We start from the raw sequence: 25450 nt of genomic DNA on the forward strand, positions 1-25450 counted from the left end.
GACAGGCCACCCCACGACAGGAACGTGACGCGATGCCCCAGGTGGACCCCGAGCTGTTCGACCGTGGCCAGTTCCAGGCGGAACTGGCCCTCAAGGCGAGCCCCATCGCCGCCTTCAAGAAAGCCATCCGCCTGGCCGGCGAGGTGCTCGACAAACGTTTTCGCGCCGGCAGCGACATCCGTCCGCTGATCGAGGCCCGCGCCTGGCTCGTCGACAATATCCTGCAACAGGCGTGGAACCAGTTCGACTGGGGCGACCAGAGCGGCATTGCCCTGGTTGCGGTGGGCGGCTACGGGCGCGGTGAACTGCACCCGCACTCGGACATCGACCTGCTGATTCTGCTGGGCGCTGCCGAGCACGAGCAGTACCGCGACGCCATCGAGCGCTTTCTGACCTTGCTGTGGGACATTGGCCTGGAAGTCGGCCAGAGCGTGCGCACCGTCGACGAGTGCGCCGAACAGGCCCGCGCCGACCTGACGGTGATCACCAACCTGATGGAAAGTCGCACCATCGCCGGTCCCGAGGCCTTGCGCCAGCGCATGCTGGAAGTCACCAGCACCGCGCACATGTGGCCGAGCAAGGAGTTCTTCCTGGCCAAGCGCGCCGAACTCAAGGCCCGCCACCACAAGTACAACGACACCGAGTACAACCTCGAACCCAACGTCAAGGGTTCGCCAGGTGGCCTGCGTGACATCCAGACGGTCCTGTGGGTGGCCCGCCGCCAGTACGGAACGCTCAACCTGCACGCACTGGCCGGCGAAGGCTTCTTGCTGGAAAGCGAGAATGAACTGCTGGCTTCGTCCCAGGACTTCCTCTGGAAAGTCCGTTACGCCCTGCACATGCTGGCCGGACGCGCCGAAGACCGCCTGCTGTTCGACCACCAGCGCAGCATCGCCACGCTGCTGGGCTACAGCGATGAAAACCCCAAGCGGGCGATCGAACAGTTCATGCAGCAGTACTACCGGGTGGTGATGAGCATCAGTCAGCTGTGCGACCTGATCATCCAGCACTTCGAAGAGGTTATCCTCGCCGATGAGGAAAGTGGCAGCACCCAGCCGCTGAATGCGCGGTTCCGCCTGCATGACGGCTATATCGAGGCCACCCACCCGAACGTGTTCAAACGCACGCCATTCGCCATGCTGGAAATCTTCGTGCTGATGGCCCAACACCCCGAGATCAAGGGCGTGCGTGCCGATACCGTGCGCCTGCTGCGCGAACACCGCCACCTGATCGACGACACGTTCCGCACCGATATCCGCAATACCAGCCTGTTCATCGAGCTGTTCAAGTGCGAAATCGGCATCCACCGCAACCTGCGCCGGATGAACCGCTACGGCATTCTTGGCCGTTACCTGCCAGAGTTCGGCCTGATCGTCGGGCAGATGCAGCATGACCTGTTCCACATCTATACGGTCGATGCGCATACCCTCAACCTCATCAAGCACCTGCGCAAGCTGCAATACACGCCGGTGTCCGAGAAATTCCCGCTGGCCAGCAAGCTCATGGGGCGCCTGCCCAAACCCGAGCTGATCTACCTGGCCGGGCTGTACCACGACATCGGCAAGGGTCGCCAGGGCGACCACTCGGAAATCGGTGCAGTGGACGCACAGAAGTTCTGCGAACGGCACCAGTTGCCGGCCTGGGACAGCCGCCTGATCGTCTGGCTGGTGCAGAACCACCTGGTGATGTCGACCACCGCTCAGCGCAAGGACTTGTCCGACCCGCAGGTGATCAACGACTTTGCCCTGCACGTGGGCGACGAGACGCGCCTTGACTACCTGTACGTACTGACCGTGGCCGACATCAACGCCACCAACCCGAGCCTTTGGAACTCGTGGCGGGCCAGCCTGCTGCGCCAGCTGTACACCGAGACCAAGCGTGCCCTGCGCCGCGGCCTGGAAAACCCGCTGGACCGCGAAGAGCAGATTCGCCAGACCCAGTCGTCAGCGCTGGACATCCTGGTGCGCGAGGGCACCGACCCGGACGACGTCGAGCAGCTATGGGCGCAACTGGGCGATGACTATTTCCTCAAGCACACCGCCGCCGACGTCGCCTGGCACACGGATGCGATCTTGCAGCAACCGGCCGATGGCGGGCCGCTGGTGCTGATCAAGGAAACCACCCAACGCGAGTTCGAAGGCGGTACGCAGATCTTCATCTATGCCCCCGACCAGCACGATTTCTTCGCCGTGACGGTGGCGGCCATGTCGCAGTTGAACCTGAACATCCACGACGCACGGATCATCACGTCGAGCAGCCAGTTCACCCTCGACACCTACATTGTGCTGGACAACGACGGTGGCTCGATCGGCGACAACCCGCAGCGGGTCAAGCAGATTCGCGATGGCCTGACCGAAGCGCTGCGCAACCCCGAGGACTACCCGACCATCATCCAGCGCCGGGTACCGCGCCAGCTCAAGCACTTCGACTTCCCGCCGCAAGTGACCATCCTCAACGATGCCCAGCGGCCGGTGACCATCCTCGAAATCACCGCACCAGACCGCCCGGGCCTGCTGGCCCGGCTGGGGCGGATCTTCCTGGAGTTCGACCTGTCACTGCAAAACGCCAAGATCGCCACCCTCGGCGAGCGGGTAGAAGACGTGTTCTTCATTACCGATGCCGACAACCAGCCGCTGTCAGACCCGCAGCTGTGCAGCCGCCTGCAGGAAGCCATCGTGCAGCAACTGCAGGCCGGCCAAGGTAGCGACACCAGCCAGACCCGCGTGACCTTTTAACGATTAGACGATTGACGAGACCTTGCGCCGATGAACCATGCCTTGACCCAGCTTCAGCCCTATCCGTTCGAAAAGCTTCGCGCCCTGCTGGGCAGCGTGAAGCCTGCGGCGGACAAACGCGCCATCGCCCTGTCGATTGGTGAGCCGAAGCACGAATCGCCGGCGTTCGTCGCCCAGGCCATGGCCGACAACCTCGACAAGCTGGCGGTTTACCCCAGCACCCTTGGTTTGCCAGCCCTGCGCCAGGCCATCGGCCAGTGGTGCGAACGACGCTTTGGCGTGCCCGCCGGCTGGCTGGACGCCGACCGCCACATCCTCCCGGTCAACGGCACCCGTGAAGCGCTGTTCGCCTTCACCCAGGCCGTGGTCAACCGCGCCGATGACGGCCTGGTGATCAGCCCCAACCCGTTCTACCAGATCTACGAAGGCGCAGCGCTGCTGGCCGGTGCCACCCCGCACTACCTACCGTGCCTGGAAAACAACGGTTTCAACCCGGACTTCGACGCCGTACCGGCCGAGGTGTGGAAGCGTTGCCAGATCCTGTTCCTGTGCTCGCCGGGCAACCCTACCGGTGCGCTGGTGCCGATGAACACCCTGAAGAAGCTGATTGCCCTGGCTGACGAACACGACTTCGTGATCGCCGCCGACGAGTGCTACAGCGAGCTGTACTTCGACGAGGATGCGCCACCGCCAGGCCTGCTGTCGGCATGCGCCGAGCTTGGCCGTAGCGATTTTGCGCGCTGCGTGGTGTTCCACAGCCTGTCCAAGCGCTCCAACCTGCCAGGGCTGCGCTCGGGCTTCGTCGCGGGCGATGCCCAGATCATCAAGCCGTTTCTGCTGTACCGCACCTACCACGGCTGCGCGATGCCAGTGCAAACCCAGCTGGCCAGCATCGCCGCCTGGCAGGACGAGGCGCATGTACGCGAGAACCGCGACCAATACCGGGCCAAGTACGATGCCGTGCTGGATATTCTGCAGCCGGTACTGGACGTGCAGCGCCCGGACGGCAGTTTCTACCTGTGGGCCAAGGTACCGGGCGACGATGCCGAGTTCACCCGCGACCTGTTCGAAGCCCAGCATGTGACCGTGGTACCGGGGTCGTACCTGTCGCGTGAAGTGGATGGGGTGAACCCGGGTGCCGGGCGCGTGCGCATGGCACTGGTTGCACCGCTGGCCGAATGCATCGAAGCGGCGGAGCGCATTCGCGCCTTCCTGCAAAACCGCTGATCAACCCCTTCGCGGGCACGCCCGCTCCCACAGGTACTGCGCTGATTTCAAGCGCAGCGCAGTACCTGGGAGCGGGCGCGCCCGCGAAGGGCCTTGATAGGGTCTACTTGACTGAACCCAGGTTCGCCTCACTCATATCCAGCTCACCCAGTACTTGCCGCACCACCTCATCGCCCACCAGGTGCTGACGATGCAGGTTGTACAGCTCCAGCCGCTGCGCCCTCAGGGCACGCAAGCGTAAACGCCGCTCCAGCAAGTCCATCTGTGCGGCCAGAGCCTTGGCTTCGGCACTGTCGTCGTAGCTTTCCAGCTCATCCCGGTATTCAGCCATCAAGCGTGCCTTCAGCTCGGTCGCCAAAGTTGCCTGCGCAGCATCCTGCGGTGCGTTGCTGTCGATCACCTCTTCTGCCTCCAAGGCATGAATCGCCGCCTCGGCTGTGCGCCGCCAGGCTTCCTGCACTTCCTGGTGCAAGCGCTCGTCCGGGCTCTTGGTCACCCCGCGCAGTAACAGCGGCAGGGCAAGGCAGGCACTGATCAACGACAGCAGAATTACCCCCGCAGCAATGAAGATAAGCAGGTCACGCTCCGGGAAAGCTGTACCAGCCCCTATCAGCAACGGGATCGACATGACACCCGCCAGGGTGACAGCGCCGCGCACACCACCCAAGGTCAGCAACCAGCAGGAACGCGCCGTAGGCATCAGCACCAGTGCCGGCTTGCCGCGCCAGCGACGTACCACACCGATCGAGCGCCAGATACTCTGGACCCAGATGAACCGCAACAGAATCAGTGCGGCAAAGATCGCCACCACGTCCAGGCAGCGGTAGGCCAATGTCGGCCAGAGGGTCGCTTCGTGGCTGACCACAGCCTTGATGATGTCTGGCAACTGCAAGCCCAACAACAGGAAGATCAGGCCATTGAAGGCAAACTCCAGCAACGACCAGACACTGCGATTGAGCAGGCGGGTACTGGTCTGACGCGGCAGCAGGTCGAGCCAGCTCTGCATCATGCCGGCCGCGACCGCCGAGAGAATACCCGAAACGCCCAGGCGCTCGGCCAGCACGTAGGCTGCGAACGGCAGCAGCAACATGAACACCACATGGGTAGCTGGATCGTCCCAGCCCCGGGTGATCATCCACATGCGCAGGCGACCGATCAACCAGCTCAGTACCACACCCACCGCAAGGCCGCCCAGTGCGACCAACACAAAGCTGAAGCTGGCGTCAGCCAACGAAAACACCCCGGTGATCGCCGCCGCCAAGGCGAACTTGAAGGTTACCAGGCCCGACGCGTCGTTCATCAGCGCCTCGCCCTGCAGCATGTGCATCAGGGGAGTGGGCAGGCGGTCCTGGGCAATGGCCGAAACGGCCACGGCGTCGGTCGGCGAAAGCACTGCGGCCAGGGCGAAGGCCACCGGCAACGGGATGCTCGGCAGCAACCAGTGGATGAAATAACCGGCACCGACCACGGTGAACAACACCAGCCCCACGGCCAGCGCCACTACCGGGCCACGAATGCGCCATAACTCACGCTTGGGGATGCGCCAGCCGTCGGCGAACAGCAGCGGAGGCAGAAACAGGAACAGGAACAGTTCGGGGTCAAGGGCTACATGCAGGCCCAGCGTCGGCCACGCCAGCAAGGCACCGGCGGCAATCTGTACCAGCGGCAATGGCAGTGGGATCACACGGCCGACCAGCTTCGACAGGCTGACCAGCGTCAGCAGGATGAGAACGGTGTAGGCGGACTGCATCCGGGAAAGCTTCCTTTGTGAACCAGAAACGATAGCAAGGCGAAACATCGCCATTGGAACAATATGTTAGCGGCGACCGACGGTTCGGGGCCGCTGCACGATAGTCGCAGGTGACGGGGGAATATGTAACATGATGATACGTAGGTTTGATGCAGCGCCTTTGAGATCAAGCGCCGCCAGTTTCCCGGCTTAAGACATTCAGCGCCTGTGAGATCGAGCGCCGCCCGCGCGGCGCTTCGCGGGTAAACCCGCTCCTACGTTTGTTTCGGGCCAGTATCGCCTGTGCCAGACCCGCGCGACCGCCTTGTTTGTACGACGCGATATCGAGGCGTGCGCCAAGGCGTTCGCGCGCAAATGCCACAGGCATAACTGGCCCGAAACAAACGTAGGAGCGGGTTTACCCGCGAAGCGCCGCGCGGGCGGCGCTCGATCTCAAAGGCGCTGAATCTCTTAAGCCGGGACGGCGCTCGATCTCAAAGGCGCTGCAAGACTCAAGGCAGACCTAACCACGCCCCATCAAAACCCAAGACTTGCACACCCGTGGCGCTCCCTGCCTCGTTCCCGCATAATCGCGCGACTGACATCGAAAAACGGAGAGATTGGGGCAACCTGTATCCCCAATGTACACAATGACCTACACGCTCTACGGCATCAAAGCCTGTGACACCATGAAAAAGGCGCGTACCTGGCTCGAAGACAAAGCCATCGCCTACGAATTCCACGATTACAAAACCCAAGGCATCGACCGTGACAGCCTGAACCGCTGGTGCGACGAACACGGCTGGGAAGTCATCCTCAACCGTGCCGGCACCACCTTCCGCAAGCTGGACGACGCCAGCAAGGCAGACCTCGACCAGGCCAAGGCCGTCGAGCTGATGCTGGCCCAGCCGTCGATGATCAAACGCCCGGTGCTCGACCTTGGCGCGCGTACCCTGGTTGGCTTCAAGCCCGACCTGTACGCCGCTGCCCTGGCCTGAGCCCCTACCCTATTTCGCACGAGGTAATCACATGTCCAATACCCTGTTCAGCCTGGCCTTCGGTGTCGGCTCCCAGAACCGCCAGGGCGCCTGGCTGGAAGTGTTCTACGCACAACCACTGCTCAATCCGAGCGCCGAACTGGTTGCTGCAGTCGCCCCTGTTCTCGGTTACGAAGGTGGCAACCAGGCCATCGCCTTCAGCAACGCCCAGGCCGCACAACTGGCCGAAGCCGTGAAGGGCGTGGACGCCGCGCAGGCCGCCCTGCTGACCCGTCTGGCAGAGAGCCACAAGCCGCTGGTCGCCACCCTGCTGGCCGAAGACGCTGCCCTGAGCTCGACTCCAGAGGCCTACCTCAAGCTGCACCTGCTGTCGCACCGTCTGGTCAAGCCGCATGGCGTAAGCCTGGCCGGCATCTTCCCGCTGCTGCCGAACGTGGCCTGGACCAACCAGGGCGCGGTCGACCTGGGCGAGCTGGCCGAACTGCAACTGGAAGCACGCCTGAAGGGCGAGCTGCTGGAAGTGTTCTCGGTGGACAAGTTCCCGAAAATGACCGATTACGTGGTCCCGGCCGGCGTGCGTATCGCCGACACCGCCCGTGTGCGCCTGGGCGCCTACATTGGCGAAGGCACCACCATCATGCACGAAGGCTTCGTCAACTTTAACGCGGGTACCGAAGGCCCGGGCATGATCGAAGGCCGCGTTTCCGCTGGCGTATTCGTCGGCAAGGGCTCGGACCTGGGCGGCGGCTGCTCGACCATGGGCACCCTGTCCGGTGGCGGCAACATCGTCATCAAAGTCGGCGAGGGCTGCCTGATCGGCGCCAACGCCGGTATCGGTATTCCGCTGGGCGACCGCAACACCGTCGAAGCCGGACTGTACATCACCGCGGGCACCAAGGTGAACCTGCTGGACGAGAACAACGAACTGGTCAAAGTGGTCAAGGCCCGCGACCTGGCCGGCCAGACCGACCTGCTGTTCCGCCGCAACTCGCTGAACGGCGCGGTAGAATGCAAGACCCACAAGTCGGCCATCGAGCTGAACGAAGCGCTGCACGCTCACAACTGAGAACCCTGCCGGGTTTGAGGTGTTAAGATCGGGTCTGGCGCCAATGCACCAGACCCGATTTTCATTCCAGGCCTCGCAAACATGTTCCAGCCCTCTCCCTGGCGTGCCGACTTCCCCGCCATCGCCGCCCTGCAACGGCAGCACCAGACCTATCTGGACAGCGCCGCCACCACCCAGAAGCCGCAAGCCTTGCTCGATGCCCTGAGCCATTACTACGGCCATGGCGCGGCCAACGTGCACCGTGCCCAGCATTTGCCAGGTGCGCTGGCGACCCAGGCCTTCGAAACCAGCCGCGACAAGGTCGCCGCCTGGCTCAATGCCGCAGACTCGCGGCAGATCGTGTTCACCCACGGCGCCACCTCGGCACTGAACCTGCTGGCCTATGGCCTGGAGCACCGCCTCGAAGCCGGTGACGAAATTGCCATCAGTGCCCTGGAGCACCATGCCAACCTGCTGCCCTGGCAACAGCTGGCGCACCGGCGCAACCTGCGCCTGGTGGTGTTGCCACTGGACGCCCTTGGTCGTATCGACCAGGACCAGGCACTGCAACTGATCGGCCCGCGCACCCGAGTGCTCGCCATCAGCCAGCTGTCCAACGTGCTGGGTACCTGGCAACCGCTGCCAGCGCTGCTGGCCCATGCCCGCGCCCAAGGCGCGCTGACGGTGGTCGATGGTGCCCAGGGCGTGGTGCATGGTCGCCAGGACATGCAGCAGCTGGGCTGCGACTTCTATGTGTTTTCCAGCCACAAGCTGTACGGTCCGGACGGCGTCGGCGTGCTCTATGGCCGCGCCCAGGCCCTGGAGCTGTTGCGCCACTGGCAGTTCGGTGGCGAGATGGTGCAGCTGGCCGAGTACCACAGCGCCAGCTTCCGTCCCGCGCCCCTGGGCTTCGAAGCGGGTACGCCGCCGATTGCCGGGGTGATCGGCCTGGGTGCGACACTGGACTATCTGGCCAGCCTCGATGCCCATGCGGTCGCAGCGCATGAAGCCAGCCTGCACCAGCACCTGCTGCGTGGCCTGGGCGACCGCGAGGGCGTGCGGGTGTTGGGCGCACCGCAGACGGCCCTGGCCAGTTTCGTCATCGAGGGCGTGCACAACGCCGATATCGCTCACCTGCTGACTGAACAGGGCATTGCCGTACGTGCCGGTCACCACTGCGCCATGCCACTGCTGAAGGGGCTGGGGCTGGAAGGCGCGATACGGGTATCGCTGGGTTTGTACAACGACAGCGATGACGTGCAGCGTTTCTTCGACGCGCTGGACCAAGGCCTGGAGCTGTTGCGATGAGCCTGCCGGAACAGGCGCACCAAGCGCTGGAAGCGTTTCAACAGGGCAAAGGCTGGGAACAGCGTGCGCGGCTGCTGATGCAGTGGGGTGACCGCCTGGAGCCGCTGGCAGACGCCGAAAAGACCGAGGCCAACCGGGTGCATGGCTGCGAGAGCCTGGTGTGGCTGGTGGCCGAGCAGATCGAGGGCGTGTGGCGGTTCAAGGCCAGCAGCGATGCCCGCTTGTTGCGTGGGCTGCTGGCGCTGTTGCTGGTACGGGTGCAGGGACTGGCCAGTGAGGAGCTGGCCGGGATTGATCTGCGCGAGTGGTTTACCCAGCTCGGGCTGGAACGCCAACTGTCGCCGTCGCGCAGCAATGGGCTGCATGCGGTGTTGCAGCGGATGGCGGAGTTGGCGTCCAACCGCTGAATCGGCGCTGGTTTCTTCGCGGGCCTGCCCGCTCCCACAGGTACGGCATCATGCTTGAGAGAGATGCAACACCTGTAGCGGGCGGGCCCGCGAGGATGCCCACACGGTCTATTCAGGCTTGACCCGTTCCGACGGCCGGCGCGCTCCAGCCACCAGTTTTTCTATCGCCTTGCTCGCCGCTACCATGCCAAAGGTCGCGGTCACCATCATCACTGCACCAAAGCCACCCGAGCAGTCCAGCCGCACGCCCTCACCCACGAAGCTTTTCTGCAGGCAGACGCTGCCATCGCCCTTGGGGTAACGCAGCTGTTCACTGGAGAACACGCACGGCACGCCATAGTTGCGGCTGACATTCCGCGAGAAGTTGTAGTCGCGGCGCAGGGTGGAACGCACCCGCGAAGCCAACGGGTCGTTGAAGGTCTTGTTCAGGTCGGCGATCTGGATCTGCGTCGGGTCGATCTGCCCGCCCGCGCCACCGGTAGTGACAATGGCAATCTTGCGCCGCCGACACCAGGCGATCAACGCCGCCTTGGCCATGACGCTGTCGATGCAGTCGATCACGCAGTCGAGGTGCTCGGTGATGTACTCGGCCATGGTCTCGCGGGTGACGAAGTCGGCCACCGCATGCACCGTGCACCCCGGGTTGATCGCCCGCAGGCGCTCGGCCATGACCTCGACCTTGGGCCGCCCCACCTGCCCTTCCAGCGCATGGGCCTGGCGGTTGGTGTTACTGACGCAGACATCGTCCAGGTCGAACAGGGTAATCTCGCCCACGCCGCTGCGTGCCAGTGCTTCGGCCACCCACGAGCCCACCCCGCCAATACCGACCACAGCCACATGGGCCTGGCCCAGACGTTGCAGCCCCTGGTCGCCATACAGCCGGGCAACGCCGGCAAAGCGTGGATCTTCTGTGCTCATGTTCATACCCCAAAAAACCGGCGCGCATTATATGCCAGTGGACCCTTGGCCTGCATCGTTAGGAAAGAGACTGCCAACCCTGCTTTAATGTCCTATCACTTCGACATGAATGGACGACGATGTCTTCACGTAAATTCGGCCTGAACCTGGTAGTGGTGCTGACCATCGCCGCACTGTTCACCGGGTTCTGGGCACTGATCAACCGCCCGGTCTCCGCCCCCGCCTGGCCAGAACAGATCTCTGGTTTTTCGTATTCGCCGTTCCGCCTGGGCGAAAGCCCACAGAAGGGTCAGTACCCCACTGACGACGAAATGCGCCAGGACCTGGAGCAACTGAGCAAACTGACCGACAGCATCCGTATCTATACCGTGGAAGGCACCCAGGCCGACATCCCGCGCCTGGCCGAAGAGTTCGGCCTGCGGGTGACGCTGGGGATATGGATCAGCCCGGACCTGGAGCGCAACGAGCGCGAAATCGCCACGGCCATCCAGCTGGCCAACACATCGCGCAGCGTGGTGCGGGTGGTGGTCGGCAACGAGGCGCTGTTCCGTGAAGAGGTCACACCGGAAAACCTGATCAAATACCTGGACCGGGTACGCGCAGCCGTGAAGGTGCCCGTGACCACCAGTGAACAATGGCACATCTGGAAGGAACATCCTGAGCTGGCCAGACACGTCGACCTGATTGCCGCGCACATCCTGCCCTACTGGGAGTTCGTGCCGATGAAGGATTCGGTCGAGTTCGTCCTCGAGCGCGCCCGTGAACTGAAGCACCAGTTCCCGCGCAAACCCCTGCTGCTGTCGGAAGTCGGCTGGCCGAGCAACGGCCGCATGCGCGGTGGTGCCGATGCCACACAGGCCGACCAGGCCATCTACTTGCGCACCCTGGTCAACACCCTCAACCGCCGTGGCTACAACTACTTTGTCATTGAAGCCTATGACCAACCCTGGAAGGCCAGCGACGAAGGTTCGGTAGGCGCCTACTGGGGCGTCTACAACGCCGAGCGCCAGCAGAAGTTCAACTTCGACGGCCCCGTGGTGGCGATCCCGCAGTGGCGGGCCCTGGCAGTGGCGTCGGTGGTGCTGGCAATGATCGCCTTGATGGTGCTGTTCATCGATGGCTCGGCCCTGCGCCAGCGTGGCCGTACCTTCCTGACGTTCATCACCTTCCTGTGCGGGTCGGTGCTGGTGTGGATCGCCTACGACTACAGCCAGCAATACAGCACCTGGTTCAGCCTGACCGTGGGCGTGCTGCTGGCCCTCGGCGCGCTGGGCGTGTTCATCGTGCTGCTCACCGAGGCCCACGAACTGGCCGAGGCGGTCTGGATACACAAGCGCCGCCGCGAGTTCCTGCCCGTGCAGGCCGACACTGCCTACCGGCCCAAGGTGTCGGTGCATGTGCCGTGCTACAACGAACCACCTGAGATGGTGAAACAGACTCTGGACGCCTTGGCCGCCCTGGACTACCCCGACTACGAAGTGCTGGTGATCGACAACAACACCAAGGACCCGGCCGTGTGGGAGCCGCTCAAGGCCCACTGCGAAAAGCTTGGCGAGCGCTTCAAGTTCTTCCACGTCGCGCCTCTGGCCGGCTTCAAGGGTGGCGCGCTGAATTACCTGATCCCGCACACGGCCAAGGACGCCGAAGTGATCGCGGTAATCGACTCGGACTACTGCGTCGACCGCAACTGGCTCAAGCACATGGTGCCGCACTTCGCCGACCCGAAAATTGCCGTGGTGCAGTCACCGCAGGATTACCGCGACCAGCACGAAAGCGCCTTCAAGAAGCTGTGCTACAGCGAATACAAGGGCTTCTTCCACATCGGTATGGTCACCCGCAACGACCGTGACGCGATCATCCAGCACGGCACCATGACCATGACCCGGCGCAGTGTGCTGGAAGAACTGGGCTGGGCCGAGTGGTGCATCTGCGAGGACGCCGAACTGGGCCTGCGCGTGTTCGAGAAAGGCCTGTCCGCCGCCTACGCCCACAACAGCTACGGCAAGGGCCTGATGCCCGACACCTTCATCGACTTCAAGAAGCAACGCTTCCGCTGGGCCTACGGCGCCATCCAGATCATCAAGCACCACGCCGGCGCGCTGCTGCGCGGCAAAGGCAGCCAGCTGACCCGTGGCCAGCGCTACCACTTCCTGGCCGGCTGGCTACCGTGGATCGCCGATGGCATGAACATCTTCTTCACCATCGGCGCGCTGTTGTGGTCGGCGGCGATGATCATCGTGCCGCATCGGGTCGATCCACCCTTGATGATCTTCGCCATCCCGCCGCTGGCGCTGTTCTTCTTCAAGGTCGGCAAGATCATCTTCCTGTACCGCCGAGCGGTGGGGGTGAACCTCAAGGATGCCTTCGCAGCTGCGCTGGCCGGGCTGGCACTGTCGCACACCATCGCCAAGGCGGTACTGTATGGTTTCTTCACCAGCAGCATGCCGTTCTTCCGCACGCCGAAGAACGCTGACAGCCATGGGTTGCTGGTGGCGATTTCCGAAGCCCGTGAAGAGCTGTTCATCATGGTGCTGCTGTGGGGCGCGGCGTTGGGTATCTACCTGGTGCAGGGGCTGCCGAGTTCGGACATGCGCTTCTGGGTGGCGATGTTGCTGGTGCAGTCGTTGCCTTATGTAGCAGCGCTGGTGATGGCGTTCCTGTCGTCGCTGCCCAAGCCCGCAGAAAAGGCTGCCGAAGCGCAGCAGGCTTGAAGTTGCCTGGGCTGACCTGTGCAGCCCATTCGCGGGCACGCCCGCTCCCACAGGCTTGGCACAGGCGTTCAGAGCTGTGCAGTACTTGTGGGAGCGGGCGTGCCCGCGAATGGGCCGTGCTGCCCGAAACCATTTGATATAAGATAACGCCCCTCAGATTTCCCCGCCTTGCCTTGCCCCGGAGTCCCCCATGACGGCCCCTGCCGAGCTCTCGCCTACCCTTCAACTGGCCTGCGACCTGATCCGTCGCCCCTCGGTCACCCCCGTCGACGCCGATTGCCAGGCGCAGATGATGAACCGTCTGGGCGCCGTCGGTTTCCAGCTGGAGCCGATGCGCATTGAAGATGTCGACAACTTCTGGGCCACCCACGGCAGCCAGGACGGCCCGGTACTGTGTTTTGCCGGCCACACCGACGTGGTGCCTACCGGCCCGGTCCAGCAATGGCAGCATGAACCGTTCGAGGCGCTGATCGACGCCGACGGCATGCTCTGCGGCCGTGGCGCCGCCGACATGAAGGGCAGCCTGGCGTCCATGGTCATCGCCAGCGAGCGCTTCGTGCAGGACTACCCGAACCACCGCGGCAAGGTCGCGTTTCTGATCACCAGCGACGAGGAAGGCCCCGCCCACCACGGCACCAAAGCGGTGGTCGAGCGCCTGAAAGCGCGCAACGAGCGCCTGGACTGGTGCATCGTCGGCGAACCGTCCAGCACCACCTTGCTGGGTGACGTGGTCAAGAACGGTCGCCGCGGTTCGCTGGGCGCCAAGCTGACCATACGCGGCAAACAGGGCCATGTGGCCTACCCGCACCTGGCGCGCAACCCGATCCACCTGGCCGCCCCGGCCCTGGCGGAACTGGCTGCCGAGCACTGGGACGAGGGCAATGCGTTCTTCCCGCCAACCAGCTTCCAGATCTCCAACCTCAATTCCGGCACCGGCGCCACCAACGTGGTCCCGGGCGAGCTGACCGCGCTGTTCAACTTCCGCTTTTCTACCGAGTCCACCGTCGAAGGCCTGCAGGCCCGAGTGTCGGCGATTCTCGACAAGCATGAACTGGACTGGTCGGTCGACTGGGCACTGTCGGGCCTGCCGTTCCTGACCGAACCAGGCGAGCTGCTCGACGCCGTGGCGGCCAGCATCAAGGGCGTCACCGGTCGCGATACCCAGCCCTCCACCAGCGGCGGTACCTCCGATGGCCGCTTCATCGCAACCATGGGCACCCAGGTGGTCGAACTCGGCCCGGTCAACGCCACCATCCACCAGGTTGACGAGCGGATCCTGGCCAGCGACCTCGATCTGCTGACCGAAATCTACTACCAGACCCTGGTCCGGTTGCTCGCCTGATGCTTGCCTGCCCGCTTTGCCAGGCGCCGCTGAGCCGGCTCGACAATGGAGTGGTGTGCCCGGCCGGCCACCGCTTCGACCGCGCCCGCCAGGGTTACCTGAACCTGCTGCCGGTGCAGCACAAGAACAGCCGCGACCCCGGTGACAACCAGGCGATGGTCGAGGCACGCCGCGACTTTCTCGACGCCGGCCATTACGCGCCAGTCGCCCGCCGCCTGGCCGAGCTGGCCGCCGAGCGCCAGCCTGGCGCCTGGCTGGACATCGGCTGCGGCGAGGGTTACTACACCGCACAGATCGCCCAGGCCTTGCCGGCCGCCGACGGCTATGCGCTGGACATCTCCCGCGAAGCGGTCAAGCGCGCCTGCCGCCGAGCACCGGCGGTCACCTGGATGGTCGCCAGCATGGCCCGCGTGCCGCTGACCGACGCCAGCTGCCAGTTCATCGCCAGCGTTTTCAGCCCGCTGGACTGGACCGAGGCCAAGCGCTTGCTCAGCCCCGGCGGCGGCCTGATGCGGGTCGGCCCGACCAGCGGCCACCTGATGGAACTGCGTGAAGTGCTCTACGATGAAGTACGCCCTTACGCCGACGACAAGCACCTGGCCCTGGTCCCTGAAGGCATGGCCCACGCCCACAGCGAAACCCTCGAGTTCCGCCTGAGCCTGGCCGCGCCCAAGGCCCGCGCCGACCTGCTGGCCATGACCCCACACGGCTGGCGCGCCAGCGCCGAAAAACGTGCCCGGGTGATCGACCAGCCCGAGCCGTTCGAGGTCACGGTTTCCATGCGTTATGACTATTTCGTGCGCCAAGACTGAGCACACCCGGAGCCCTTATGCGTCAACCTGATATCGAGATCTACCTGAAGGACGCCGACGTCGACCACAAGCAGATTGCCGAGTGGCTCGCCCAGGCAATCGGCCCGTGCACCGAGTGGAAGCAGAAAGGCCATACCTTCAAATGCCAGGCCGGTAACATTCCGGTCACTTGGTTACCCAAGGCTGTAGGGAAATGGAACAGCCTGTACCTGGAAAGCGACCAGACGCCGTGGGCCGATGACGTTGCCTGCGCCCGCGCCGCATTTGCCGCGCTGGGTGTGGAAGTGCGCTGCGCGCCGGGTGGCTGGGTCGAGGAAGACGGGGAAGAAGATGCTGACCGCTGGGTCCGCATCAGCGCCGACGGTGAAGAGGAAATCACCTGGCGTACATCATGAAACGGCAGGCTTGCTCGTTTCTGTAGGAGCGTGCTTACCCGCGAACACGGGCCTCGCCCGTGGCAGCCACCGTAGTGGCTGCTTCGCGGGCAAGCCCGCTCCTACGGCTTGAAACCAGAGGCTCAGAGGCCCACTACGTCTTCGGCTTGCAGGCCTTTCTGGCCCTGCACGCAGGCGTACTCCACCCGCTGCCCTTCGACCAGGGTACGATGCCCCTCACCGCGAATCGCCCGATAGTGGACGAAGACATCCGCACCACCTTCGCGCTGAATGAAGCCATAACCCTTGGCATCGTTGAACCACTTTACATTCCCAGTCTCACGAGACGACATCTGAACTACTCCGGATTTTTATTGTGAAGATCGCCTTGCAGGCACGAGGTCACCTGCCCCGTGCCAACGCCGCTTGCCGAAATATCCTGCAAGTGGCAGGCCGAGTATATGACACAGAACAAAAAAAATTGATGACGGTCCCGTCGTTGGCCGAATTTTGCTGAACTTACGCCGATACGGCAGACTAAATAGCAGAATACTCACCTGAACATCACACCCAGGGCACACACCCCATGACCCGTTCCCCCCTGCACCGCCTGATATTCGGCGGCCTGCGTCGCCTGTTGTACCTGTGGGTGCGCTCCGAGACCATCAACCAGTCTTCCATGACCCTCAACCTCGACCGCAGCCGGCCGGTGTTCTATGCGTTGCCCTCGCCCGCGCTCACCGACCTGGCCGTGCTCGACCACGAGTGCACCAAGGCGGGGCTGCCGCGCCCGGTGCTGCCGGTAGCCGTCGGCCCACTGCAGGAACCCGCCGCGTTCTTCTACCTGACCCCCGACCCGGACTGGCTCGGCCGCCAGGACAAAAGCGGCGCCCCGCCCACGCTCGAGCGCCTGGTGGCTGCCGTCAGCCAGCATGCCGAAGAAGATGCGCAGATCATTCCTGTCAGCGTGTTCTGGGGCCAGACCCCGGCCAGCGAGTCCAGCCCCTGGAAGCTGCTGTTCGCCGACAGCTGGGCGGTAACCGGGCGCCTGCGCCGGCTGCTGACCGTACTGATCCTGGGGCGCAAGACCCGGGTACAGTTCTCCGCGCCAATCCACCTGCGCGAACTGGTGCAGCACAACAAAGGTCACGAGCGCACCGTGCGCATGGCCCAGCGCCTGATGCGCGTGCACTTTCGCAACCTCAAGACTGCCGTCATCGGCCCGGACATCTCGCACCGACGCACCCTGGTCAAAGGCCTGGTCCATGCCCCGCAAGTGCGCCAGGCGATTGCCGACGAAGCTCAGCGCGAGAACCTGCCGCTGGCCAAAGCCGAGGCCCAGGCACTGCGCTATGGCAACGAGATAGCCTCGGACTACACCTATACCGCCATCCGCTTCCTCGAAGTGGTGCTCAGCTGGTTCTGGAACAAGATCTACGACGGCATCAAGGTCAACCACATCGAACAGGTGCAGGGTATCGCCCCTGGCCATGAAGTGATCTACGTGCCGTGCCACCGCAGCCACATCGATTACCTGCTGCTGTCGTACCTGCTGTTCCGCAACGGCCTCACCCCGCCGCACGTGGCTGCGGGCATCAACCTCAACATGCCTGTGGTCGGTAACCTGCTACGCCGTGGTGGCGCCTTCTTCATGCGCCGCACGTTCAAGGGCAACCCGCTTTACACGGCAGTGTTCAACGAGTACCTGCACACCCTGTACACCAAGGGCTTCCCGGTCGAGTACTTCGTCGAAGGCGGCCGCTCGCGTACCGGGCGCATGTTGCAGCCGCGCACCGGGATGCTGGCCATTACCCTGCGCAGCTTCCTGCGCTCGTCGCGTACGCCAATCGTGTTCGTGCCGGTGTACATCGGCTACGAACGCGTGCTCGAAGGCCGTACCTACCTGGGCGAACTGCGCGGCGCCAGCAAGAAGAAGGAGTCGGTGTTGGACATCTTCAAGGTGTTCGGTGCACTCAAGCAGCGCTTTGGCCAGGTCTACGTCAACTTCGGCGAACCCATCCGCCTGGCTGGTTTCCTCGACCAGCAGCAGCCCGGCTGGCGTGAACAGGATCACGGTCCGCAGTACCGGCCGGATTGGCTCAACGCCACCACCGCCCGCCTTGGAGAAACCGTGGCCCGTCACCTCAACGAGGCGGCCGCCATCAACCCGGTCAACCTGGTGGCCCTGGCACTGCTGTCGACCAGCCGCCTTGCCCTGGACGAGCGCGCCCTGACCCGCGTTCTCGACCTGTACCTGGCGCTGCTGCGCCAAGTGCCCTACTCGCCGCACACCACCCTGCCCGAGGGCGACGGCAAAGCACTGATCGAACATGTGCGCAGCATGAACCTGGTGGCCGAGCAGAAGGACGCCTTGGGCCGCATCCTCTACCTGGATGAAGGCAACGCGGTGCTGATGACCTACTACCGCAACAATGTGCTGCACATCTTCGCCCTGCCGGCGCTGCTCGCCAGTTTCTTCCTCAGCAGTTCACGCATGAGCCGCCAACTGCTGGGCCAGTATGTGCATGCACTTTATCCCTATCTGCAGGCCGAACTGTTCCTGCGCTGGACGCCAGAACAGCTGGACGAGGTCATCGACCAATGGCTGGTCGCGCTGGTGGAACAGGGCCTGCTGCGCCAGGACAACGACCTGTACGTGCGCCCGGCGCCCAGCTCGCGGCAGTTCGTGTTGCTGACCCTGCTCGCCCGCACCATCACCCAGACCCTGCAGCGCTTCTACATGGCCACCTCGCTGCTGATCAACAGCGGGCAGAACAGCCTGAGCGCCGAAGCGCTGGAAGACCTGTGCGTGATGATGGCCCAGCGCCTGTCGATCCTGCATGGCCTGAACGCACCGGAGTTCTTCGACAAGACGCTGTTCCGCCACTTCATCCAGACCTTGCTTCAGCAAGGCGTGCTGCACGCCGACGCGCAAGGCAAGCTGGGTTATCACGACAAGCTCGGCGAGCTGGCCGAGGGCGTGGCCAAGCGAGTACTGTCGGCCGAGCTGCGCCTGTCGATCCGCCAGGTGGCCCTGCACCGTGACGACGGGCTGGAAACTTCGACCCTCTAACGGTTCATCGGTCGGCAAAATCCGCTAAAGTCCGTGGGGTTGGCCACAAGCCAGCTCCAAGGACACCGGAGATTCCATGAAAAAGCTCTTTATGCTGTGTTGCGCATCCCTGCTTGCAGCCTGCTCCAGCCAAACCCCACCCAACCAGGCCAGCCTGGACGGCGAAGTCTTCTACCTGCAGCGCATTGCCCTGCCGCCTGCCGCCACCCTGAGCGTGGAACTGCAGGATGTGTCGCTGATGGACGCCCCTGCCGTGACCCTGGCGCGCCAGGCCGGTCCGGTCAAAGGCAACGTGCCGCTGCCGTTCCATCTCACCTATGACCCCGCGCAGGTCAAGCCTGGCCACCGCTATGCGGTGAGCGCGCGCATCGAGCTGAATGGCAAGTTGCTGTTCATCAATACCGAACACCACGGTGTCGCGCTTGATGGCAGTGACCCGCAATCGGTACGCATCAAGGTAGATCAGGTTCGCTGATACCCGCACTCATCCGTTTACAAGGAAAGCTTCATGATCCGCACTTCCCTGCGCTTCACCACCCTGTGCGCCGGCCTGCTGCTGTCGGCCAGTGCCCTGGCCCTGTCGCTGGGCGACCTCAGCCAGAAAGACGCCACCGGCGGCCTGAAAGATGCCCTGACCCAAGGTGCGCAGCTGGCCGTCAAGCAACTGAGCACCCCAGGCGGCTTCAGCAATAATCCGGACGTGCGCATCGAGCTGCCAGGCAACCTGGGCAAAGCCGCCAAGGCCATGAAGATGTTCGGCAAGGGTGAACAGGTCGAAGCCCTGGAAACCAGCATGAACAAAGCCGCCGAGGCCGCCGTGCCGCAGGCCCAGGCGATTCTGGTGGATGCCGTCAAGAACATGAGCGTGACCGATGCCAAGGGCATTCTCAGCGGCGGTGACGACTCGGCCACCCAGTACCTGAACAAGAGCAGCCGCGAGCAGATCCGCGCCAAGTTCCTGCCAATCGTCAAGCAGGCCACCGACAAGGTCGGCGTGGCCCAGCAGTACAATGCCTTCGCTGCCCAAGCCAAAGGCCTGGGGCTGGTCAAGGATGACGCCAATATCGAGAACTACGTGACCGAGAAGGCGCTGGATGGCCTGTTCGAGATGATCGGCAAACAGGAGCAGAGCATTCGCCAGAACCCGGCAGCTGCGGCTACCAGCCTGGCCAAGAAGGTCTTCGGCGCGCTGTAGGAGCGGGTTCACCCGCGAAAGGGCCGGGCCTGCTGGCCAATTTTCACCAGCCGTTCAACGTTGCTGCCGCTACCGTATTCGCGGGTAAACCCGCTCCTACAATGATCGAAAAGCCTGCGCGGTCCTCTGTAGGAGCGGGTTCACCCGCGAAAGGGCCAGGCCTGCTGGCCAATTTTCACCAGCCGCTCACCGTTGCTGCCGCCACCGTATTCGCGGGTAAACCCGCTCCTACAATGATCGAAAAGCCTGCGCGGTCCTCTGTAGGAGCGGGTTCACCCGCGAAGGGGCCGGGCCTGCTGGCCAATTTTCACCAGCCGCTCACCGTTGCTGCCGCCACCGTATTCGCGGGTAAACCCGCTCCTACACGGCGGCGGGGTTGGACACAGGCCGTCGTAGGAGCGGGTTCACCCGCGAAGGGAGGGCCAAGCCCTCCCCCTGCGGTCTTCAGCCCTTCTTCACCCTGAACCACGCCGCATACAACGCCGGCAGGAACAGCAGTGTAAGCACCGTGGCCACGATCAGCCCACCCATGATCGCCACCGCCATCGGTCCATAGAACACACTACGCGACAACGGGATCATGGCCAGCACCGCCGCCAGCGCGGTCAGCACGATCGGCCGGAAGCGCCGCACCGTTGCCTCGATGATCGCCTGCCAGCGCTCCATCCCCGCTGCGATGTCCTGCTCGATCTGGTCCACCAGGATCACCGAGTTGCGCATGATCATCCCCGCCAAGGCAATGGTGCCAAGCATGGCGACAAAGCCGAACGGCTGGCGGAACACCAGCAGGAACAGGGTCACACCAATCAACCCCAGCGGCGCGGTGAGGAACACCATCACCGTGCGCGAGAAACTGCGCAGCTGGATCATCAGCAAGCTCAGGACTACCACGATGAACAGTGGCATGCCGGCATTCACCGATTTCTGCCCCCGTTCGGAGTCCTCCACCGTGCCGCCCACCTCCAGCAGGTAGCCATCGGGCAGCTTGGCGCGGATTTCCTGCAGGGTCGGCAGAATCTGCTTCACCAGCGTCGCCGGCTGCTCCTGGTCGTAGATATCGGCACGCACGGTCACCGTCGGCAAGCGGTTGCGGTGCCAGATAATGCCTTCTTCAAAGCCGTACTCCAGGGTCGCCACCTGCGACAGCGCCACGCTCTGGCCATTGTCGGTGGGCAATGCCAGGCTACCCAGGTTGGCCAGCTCGCTGCGCTCCTGAAGGGTGCCGCGCAGCAGGATCTCGATCAGTTCGTTGTCCTCGCGGTACTGGCTGACCGTGGTGCCGATCAGCGAGCTTTGCAGGAAGCTCGCCAGGTGCGAAGTGCTCACGCCCAGCGCACGGGCGCGGTCCTGGTCGATTTCGAGGAACACCGCCTTGCTGGGTTCCTCCCAGTCCAGGTGCACGTTCACCACATGCGGGTTCTCGCGCACCTTGTCCGCCACTTCACGGGCCAGTGCACGGGCCTTCTCGATATGCTCGCCAGTGACCCGGAACTGCACCGGGTAGCCCACAGGCGGGCCGTTTTCCAGGCGCGTGACCCGGGCACGCAGGTCGGGGAACTGCTGGTCCACAGTGCTGATCAGCCAACTGCGCAGGCGCTCGCGGTCTTCCATCGACTTGGCCAGCACCACGAACTGGGCAAAGCTGGCTGCCGGCAGTTGCTGGTCCAGCGGCAGGTAGAAGCGCGGCGAACCGGTGCCCACATAGGCCACGTAGTTGTCGATACCGTCCTGCTGCTTGAGCAGCCCCTCCAGCTGCTTGACCCGCTCGGCGGTATTGGCCAGCGAGGCACCTTCGGCCAGCTTCAGGTCAACCATCAGCTCCGGGCGCCCGGAAGCCGGGAAGAACTGCTGGGGTACGAAGCGGAACAGCAGGATGCTGCCGACAAAGGCAGCGATGGTCAGCAGAATTACCGTCTTGCGCCGCCGTACGCACCACTCCACCAGCCGTCGCACGCGCTGGTAGAACGGGGTGGCGTATGGGTCTGGTGCATGGCCGTCCTTGCCATGACGCGCCGCATGCAGCTTGGCCAGGTCGGGTAGCAGGCGCTCGCCCAGGTAAGGCACGAACACCACGGCCGCCACCCAAGAGGTCAGCAAAGCGATGGTGACCACCTGGAAGATCGACCGGGTGTATTCGCCCGTGCTGGAGGCCGCGGTGGCAATCGGCAGAAAGCCTGCTGCCGTGATCAGCGTACCGGTGAGCATCGGGAAGGCCGTACTCGTCCAGGCATAGCTGGCTGCCTTGAGGCGGTCATAGCCCTGCTCCATCTTGATCGCCATCATCTCCACGGCAATGATCGCGTCGTCCACCAGCAAGCCCAGGGCCAGCACCAGCGCGCCAAGGGAAATCTTGTGCAGGCCGATGCCGAAGTAGTGCATGGCGGCAAAGGTCATGGCCAACACCAGCGGAATGGCCAGCGCCACCACCAGGCCAGTGCGCAGACCCAGCGAGAAGAAGCTCACCAGCAGCACAATGACCAACGCCTCGACCAGCACCTGCACGAACTCGCCCACGCCGGCCTTGACCGCCGCCGGTTGATCCGAAACCTTGCGCAGCGCCATGCCGGCAGGCAGGTTATGCGCCAGGCGCTCGAACTCGCCTTCCAGGGCCTTGCCCAGTACCAGGATGTCGCCACCGTCTTTCATCGACACCGCCAGGCCAATGGCATCCTCGCCCATGAAGCGCATGCGCGGTGCAGGTGGGTCGTTGAAGCCACGGTGCACCTCGGCGACATCACCAATCCGGAAGGTGCGATCACCCACGCGAATGGGGAACTGGCGGATCTGCTCGACACTGTCGAAACGCCCGCTCACGCGCAGTTGCAAGCGCTCGCTGGGCGTCTCGAAGAAACCGGCGGTGCTCACCGCGTTCTGCTCTTGCAACGCCTTCTGCACGGCTTCCAGGGGCACGCCGAGGGTGGCCAACTTGAGGTTGGACAGCTCGATCCAGACTTTCTCGTCCTGCAGGCCGATCAGCTCGACCTTGCCCACATCCTTGACCCGCTGCAGCTGGATCTGGATACGGTCGGCGTAGTCCTTGAGCACCGCATAGTCAAAGCCTTCGCCAGTCAGCGCATAGATGTTGCCGAAGGTGGTGCCGAACTCGTCGTTGAAGAACGGGCCCTGGATCTCCGGCGGCAAGGTGTGGCGAATGTCCGCAACCTTCTTGCGGATCTGGTACCACAACTCGGGGATGTCCTTGGAGTGCAGCGAGTCGCGGGCCATGAAAGTAACCTGCGATTCGCCGGGGCGAGAGAACGAGACGATTCTCTCGTACTCACCGGTTTCCATCAGCTTCTTCTCGATGCGCTCGGTCACCTGCCGCGCCACTTCTTCAGCGCTGGCGCCTGGCCACAGGGTGCGGATGACCATGGCCTTGAAGGTGAATGGCGGGTCCTCGCTCTGGCCAAGCTTGGTGTACGACATGGCGCCAATGGCGGCCAGCAGGATCATCAGGAACAGGACGATCTGGCGGTTGCGCAGCGCCCAGGCAGAAAGGTTGAAACCCATCGGGACTTACTCCTTGGCCGTCAGGTTCACTACACGGTTGCTGCGGTCCACGGGGCGTACCTCCTGGCCCTCGCGCAGTACATGGCCACCAGCGGCAACCACCCAGTCACCCGGGTCCAGGCCTTCGAGCACCGGCACGCTGTCGCTGCCATAAGCCCCCAGGCGCACGGTCGCCCGCTCCAGGCGGCTTTCCTTGTTCACCCGCCAGACATAGGCCTGACCGTTTTCCGCAGTCACTGCCGACAGCGGTACCGCCAGCGGGATCAGCCCGTCCTTGGCGATGAACACCCGGGCGCTCTGGCCCAGCTCGGCCGGTACGGCGGCCGTGGTGAAGGCGATGCGCGCCGCGAACGTGCGCGAGCGCGGGTCGGCGGCCGGTGACAGCTCGCGAATGCGCCCCTGGAAACGCGCCTGCGGGTGCGACCACAGCTCCACGCTCACCGGTTGGCCCACAGCGAAGCGGGCAAACTGCTGCTCCGGCAGGCCGATGGCCACTTCTCGCTCGCCATCGGCGGCAAGGGTGAACACGGTCTGCCCGGCGGCGACCACCTGGCCCACTTCAACCTGGCGCTTGGCGATCACCCCGGCCTGCGGCGCACGCAATACGGCATATTCGGCCTGGTTGCCCGCCACATCGAACTCGGCCTTGGCCTGCTTCAGACGGGCAAGGCCTGCACGGTAGAGGTTTTCGGCGTTGTCGAACTGGGAGTGGCTGACCATCTGCCGTTCCAGCAGCTTCTGGTAGCGGTCGCGCTCGGCGCGCACCAATGCCAGGTTGGCCTCGGCAGCCGCCAGCTGGGCGCGATTGGCTTCAAGTTGCAGGCGCACGTCCTGCGGGTCCAGCTCGGCCAGCGGCTGGTCGGCCTTGACCCGCTGCCCCTCCTCCACCAGGCGCTTGCTGACCTTGCCGCCAATGCGGAAGGCCAGCTCCGGCTCGAAGCGCGCGCGCACTTCGCCGGGGTAACTGTCGGCAGCGGCTTCGGCCGGCTGTGGCTGCACCACCAGCGCCGGGCGCGGCGCGGCGGGTGGGGCGGCTTCCTGGCCACACGCCGCCAGAAGCAGGGCAGCGGCGGCGGGCAGAGCGATGGACAAGGCATGGCGCAACATGATGAATCCTTTCGCGGAGTGCACATTTAATATTTGTACTGGCTGGTATATTAAATCAGCGCAACGATGCCGGGAAGGGCATGCGCTGGCTTTTCGACGACCTGGCTGGAGCCCTCTGGCGCCTGTGAGATCAAGCGGCGGCTGAACGCCCACCCTGTCGATCAACTGAACGCTGGCAGGCCGCAGGTAAATGTGAGCTAGGTTTAGCCGTATCGCGGCTGACCCGTTAAGATGGGGATTCTTAAACCAGATGCAGACCACAATGCTCAACGACGCACCCATCGGCCCAGGCCGGCCCAAGGACCTGGCCAAGCGCGAGGCGATCCTTGAAGCGGCCAAGGCCCTGTTCCTCAGCCTTGGCTACGCCAACACCAGCATGGATGCGGTCGCTGCGGCGGCAGGTGTTTCAAAGCTCACCGTGTACAGCCACTTCACCGACAAACAGACATTGTTCTGTTCGGCGGTCATGGCCACCTGCCAGATCCAGTTGCCTGACCTGCTGTTCGAGTATCCCGAGGGGGTACCGGTGGAAGAAGTGCTGCTGACGATTGCCCGCAACTTCCAGGCGCTTATCAGCAGTGACGAAGCGATCAAGCTCAGCCGCCTGATCATGGCCCAGGGCAGCCTGGACCCGAGTTTTGGCGAGTACTTCTACGAGGCCGGGCCCAAGCGCGTACTCGCAGGCATGGAAGCGCTACTGCGTGGGGCACATGAGCGCGGGCTGCTGCGCATCGACAACCCGCTGCGCGCCGCGGAGCACTTCTTCTGCCTGGTCAAAGGGGCACCGGATTACCGGTTGCTGCTGGGATGTGCGGGGCCGCTGGAAGGCGATGAAGCCGAGGCGCATGTGCGCGAGGTGGTGGGGGTGTTCTTGAGGGCATTCAAACCCTGATACCTGGATATCTTTGCAGGCCTCTTCGCGAGCTTACCCGCGAAGAGGCCTGGGCAGGCCACACAAA

General features: G+C 63.9%; 19 protein-coding genes. 14 read left to right on the forward strand and 5 right to left on the reverse strand.

The window, feature by feature from the left end:
- Nucleotides 1-32: 32 nt before the first annotated feature.
- Both PRJ_RS21690 and dapC read left to right on the forward strand, forming a co-directional pair.
- A complete protein-coding gene (locus tag PRJ_RS21690) occupies nucleotides 33-2735 on the forward strand; it encodes a [protein-PII] uridylyltransferase (protein ID WP_010952673.1) in 2703 nt (900 codons plus the stop codon).
- Nucleotides 2736-2765: 30 nt separating this feature from the next.
- On the forward strand, nucleotides 2766-3962 hold the full coding sequence (gene dapC / locus PRJ_RS21695; RefSeq protein WP_010952672.1) for a succinyldiaminopimelate transaminase: 1197 nt from the start codon (nucleotides 2766-2768) through the stop codon (nucleotides 3960-3962).
- 103 nt (nucleotides 3963-4065) lie between these two features.
- Here dapC and PRJ_RS21700 read toward each other — a convergent pair whose 3' ends face one another.
- Entirely contained in the window at nucleotides 4066-5712 is a 1647-nt protein-coding gene (locus PRJ_RS21700; protein ID WP_020190561.1) for a Na+/H+ antiporter, read from the reverse strand.
- 629 nt (nucleotides 5713-6341) lie between these two features.
- Between PRJ_RS21700 and PRJ_RS21710 the strand changes: the two genes are divergently transcribed.
- From PRJ_RS21710 to PRJ_RS21725, 4 genes are all read left to right on the forward strand, one after another.
- Nucleotides 6342-6689, forward strand: a complete 348-nt coding sequence (locus tag PRJ_RS21710) for an ArsC family reductase (RefSeq protein ID WP_003252272.1) — start codon at nucleotides 6342-6344, stop codon at nucleotides 6687-6689.
- A 31-nt stretch (nucleotides 6690-6720) separates the two neighbouring features.
- The gene (gene dapD / locus PRJ_RS21715) at nucleotides 6721-7755 is read left to right on the forward strand and encodes a 2,3,4,5-tetrahydropyridine-2,6-dicarboxylate N-succinyltransferase (protein WP_019437665.1); all 1035 of its coding nucleotides are present in this window, start codon (nucleotides 6721-6723) and stop codon (nucleotides 7753-7755) included.
- Between the two features lie 81 nt (nucleotides 7756-7836).
- Nucleotides 7837-9042, forward strand: coding sequence for a cysteine desulfurase (locus PRJ_RS21720; protein WP_104962437.1), 1206 nt, complete (start codon nucleotides 7837-7839; stop codon nucleotides 9040-9042).
- The gene (locus PRJ_RS21725; protein ID WP_003252266.1) at nucleotides 9039-9449 is read left to right on the forward strand and encodes a SufE family protein; all 411 of its coding nucleotides are present in this window, start codon (nucleotides 9039-9041) and stop codon (nucleotides 9447-9449) included. The genes PRJ_RS21720 and PRJ_RS21725 overlap by 4 nt, the downstream gene beginning before the upstream one ends.
- A 108-nt stretch (nucleotides 9450-9557) precedes the next feature.
- Here PRJ_RS21725 and tcdA read toward each other — a convergent pair whose 3' ends face one another.
- Nucleotides 9558-10367: a tRNA cyclic N6-threonylcarbamoyladenosine(37) synthase TcdA gene (tcdA, locus tag PRJ_RS21730; protein ID WP_003252264.1), complete on the reverse strand. Its 810-nt coding sequence runs from the start codon at nucleotides 10365-10367 to the stop codon at nucleotides 9558-9560.
- 119 nt (nucleotides 10368-10486) lie between these two features.
- Here tcdA and PRJ_RS21735 point away from each other — a divergent pair, with 119 nt between their 5' ends.
- From PRJ_RS21735 to PRJ_RS21750, 4 genes are all read left to right on the forward strand, one after another.
- Nucleotides 10487-13078, forward strand: a complete 2592-nt coding sequence (locus tag PRJ_RS21735; protein WP_104962438.1) for a glycosyltransferase — start codon at nucleotides 10487-10489, stop codon at nucleotides 13076-13078.
- A gap of 190 nt (nucleotides 13079-13268) precedes the next feature.
- A complete protein-coding gene (gene dapE / locus PRJ_RS21740) occupies nucleotides 13269-14420 on the forward strand; it encodes a succinyl-diaminopimelate desuccinylase (protein ID WP_004574734.1) in 1152 nt (383 codons plus the stop codon).
- Complete coding sequence (locus PRJ_RS21745) at nucleotides 14420-15232, forward strand: putative RNA methyltransferase (protein ID WP_104962439.1); 813 nt, start codon at nucleotides 14420-14422, stop codon at nucleotides 15230-15232. The genes dapE and PRJ_RS21745 overlap by 1 nt, the downstream gene beginning before the upstream one ends.
- A 17-nt stretch (nucleotides 15233-15249) precedes the next feature.
- Nucleotides 15250-15627 (forward strand): hypothetical protein, encoded by a 378-nt coding sequence (locus tag PRJ_RS21750; protein WP_010952612.1) that lies wholly within the window; start codon nucleotides 15250-15252, stop codon nucleotides 15625-15627.
- Between the two features lie 122 nt (nucleotides 15628-15749).
- Here the strand turns inward: PRJ_RS21750 and PRJ_RS21755 are convergent, their stop codons facing one another.
- The gene (locus tag PRJ_RS21755; protein WP_003252255.1) at nucleotides 15750-15959 is read right to left on the reverse strand and encodes a cold-shock protein; all 210 of its coding nucleotides are present in this window, start codon (nucleotides 15957-15959) and stop codon (nucleotides 15750-15752) included.
- 233 nt (nucleotides 15960-16192) lie between these two features.
- Here PRJ_RS21755 and plsB point away from each other — a divergent pair, with 233 nt between their 5' ends.
- The 3 genes from plsB to PRJ_RS21770 all read left to right on the forward strand — a co-directional run bounded on the left by plsB (nucleotide 16193) and on the right by PRJ_RS21770 (nucleotide 19874).
- Nucleotides 16193-18679 carry a glycerol-3-phosphate 1-O-acyltransferase PlsB gene (gene plsB / locus PRJ_RS21760; protein ID WP_104962440.1) on the forward strand — a complete coding sequence of 829 codons (2487 nt, stop codon included), beginning with the start codon at nucleotides 16193-16195 and terminating at the stop codon, nucleotides 18677-18679.
- 76 nt (nucleotides 18680-18755) lie between these two features.
- Nucleotides 18756-19154: a YbaY family lipoprotein gene (locus PRJ_RS21765; protein ID WP_003252249.1), complete on the forward strand. Its 399-nt coding sequence runs from the start codon at nucleotides 18756-18758 to the stop codon at nucleotides 19152-19154.
- Nucleotides 19155-19187: 33 nt separating this feature from the next.
- Nucleotides 19188-19874: a DUF4197 domain-containing protein gene (locus tag PRJ_RS21770; protein ID WP_003252248.1), complete on the forward strand. Its 687-nt coding sequence runs from the start codon at nucleotides 19188-19190 to the stop codon at nucleotides 19872-19874.
- Between the two features lie 444 nt (nucleotides 19875-20318).
- Here the strand turns inward: PRJ_RS21770 and PRJ_RS21780 are convergent, their stop codons facing one another.
- Both PRJ_RS21780 and PRJ_RS21785 read right to left on the reverse strand, forming a co-directional pair.
- Nucleotides 20319-23384, reverse strand: coding sequence for an efflux RND transporter permease subunit (locus tag PRJ_RS21780; RefSeq protein WP_104962441.1), 3066 nt, complete (start codon nucleotides 23382-23384; stop codon nucleotides 20319-20321).
- A gap of 6 nt (nucleotides 23385-23390) precedes the next feature.
- Nucleotides 23391-24491: an efflux RND transporter periplasmic adaptor subunit gene (locus tag PRJ_RS21785; protein WP_012053558.1), complete on the reverse strand. Its 1101-nt coding sequence runs from the start codon at nucleotides 24489-24491 to the stop codon at nucleotides 23391-23393.
- Between the two features lie 250 nt (nucleotides 24492-24741).
- Here PRJ_RS21785 and PRJ_RS21790 point away from each other — a divergent pair, with 250 nt between their 5' ends.
- A complete protein-coding gene (locus PRJ_RS21790; RefSeq protein ID WP_064491434.1) occupies nucleotides 24742-25383 on the forward strand; it encodes a TetR/AcrR family transcriptional regulator in 642 nt (213 codons plus the stop codon).
- Nucleotides 25384-25450 lie beyond the last annotated feature (67 nt).

It is taken from the genome of Pseudomonas sp. XWY-1, assembly GCF_002953115.1.
In the GTDB taxonomy this organism is placed as follows: domain Bacteria; phylum Pseudomonadota; class Gammaproteobacteria; order Pseudomonadales; family Pseudomonadaceae; genus Aquipseudomonas; species Aquipseudomonas alloputida.

Bases quoted from the DNA above. Each gene is read 5' to 3' on its own strand.
- PRJ_RS21750 (WP_010952612.1), top strand. From the start codon at position 15,250: ATGCGTCAACCTGATATCGAGATCTACCTGAAGGACGCCGACGTCGAC.
- PRJ_RS21765 (WP_003252249.1), top strand. From the start codon at position 18,756: ATGAAAAAGCTCTTTATGCTGTGTTGCGCATCCCTGCTTGCAGCCTGC.
- PRJ_RS21725 (WP_003252266.1), top strand. From the start codon at position 9,039: ATGAGCCTGCCGGAACAGGCGCACCAAGCGCTGGAAGCGTTTCAACAG.
- PRJ_RS21710 (WP_003252272.1), top strand. From the start codon at position 6,342: ATGACCTACACGCTCTACGGCATCAAAGCCTGTGACACCATGAAAAAG.
- dapC (WP_010952672.1), top strand. From the start codon at position 2,766: ATGAACCATGCCTTGACCCAGCTTCAGCCCTATCCGTTCGAAAAGCTT.
- PRJ_RS21780 (WP_104962441.1), bottom strand. From the start codon at position 23,384: ATGGGTTTCAACCTTTCTGCCTGGGCGCTGCGCAACCGCCAGATCGTC.
- dapE (WP_004574734.1), top strand. From the start codon at position 13,269: ATGACGGCCCCTGCCGAGCTCTCGCCTACCCTTCAACTGGCCTGCGAC.
- PRJ_RS21745 (WP_104962439.1), top strand. From the start codon at position 14,420: ATGCTTGCCTGCCCGCTTTGCCAGGCGCCGCTGAGCCGGCTCGACAAT.
- tcdA (WP_003252264.1), bottom strand. From the start codon at position 10,367: ATGAGCACAGAAGATCCACGCTTTGCCGGCGTTGCCCGGCTGTATGGC.
- PRJ_RS21770 (WP_003252248.1), top strand. From the start codon at position 19,188: ATGATCCGCACTTCCCTGCGCTTCACCACCCTGTGCGCCGGCCTGCTG.
- PRJ_RS21690 (WP_010952673.1), top strand. From the start codon at position 33: ATGCCCCAGGTGGACCCCGAGCTGTTCGACCGTGGCCAGTTCCAGGCG.
- PRJ_RS21735 (WP_104962438.1), top strand. From the start codon at position 10,487: ATGTCTTCACGTAAATTCGGCCTGAACCTGGTAGTGGTGCTGACCATC.
- PRJ_RS21720 (WP_104962437.1), top strand. From the start codon at position 7,837: ATGTTCCAGCCCTCTCCCTGGCGTGCCGACTTCCCCGCCATCGCCGCC.
- PRJ_RS21700 (WP_020190561.1), bottom strand. From the start codon at position 5,712: ATGCAGTCCGCCTACACCGTTCTCATCCTGCTGACGCTGGTCAGCCTG.
- PRJ_RS21790 (WP_064491434.1), top strand. From the start codon at position 24,742: ATGCAGACCACAATGCTCAACGACGCACCCATCGGCCCAGGCCGGCCC.
- PRJ_RS21785 (WP_012053558.1), bottom strand. From the start codon at position 24,491: ATGTTGCGCCATGCCTTGTCCATCGCTCTGCCCGCCGCCGCTGCCCTG.
- dapD (WP_019437665.1), top strand. From the start codon at position 6,721: ATGTCCAATACCCTGTTCAGCCTGGCCTTCGGTGTCGGCTCCCAGAAC.
- plsB (WP_104962440.1), top strand. From the start codon at position 16,193: ATGACCCGTTCCCCCCTGCACCGCCTGATATTCGGCGGCCTGCGTCGC.
- PRJ_RS21755 (WP_003252255.1), bottom strand. From the start codon at position 15,959: ATGTCGTCTCGTGAGACTGGGAATGTAAAGTGGTTCAACGATGCCAAG.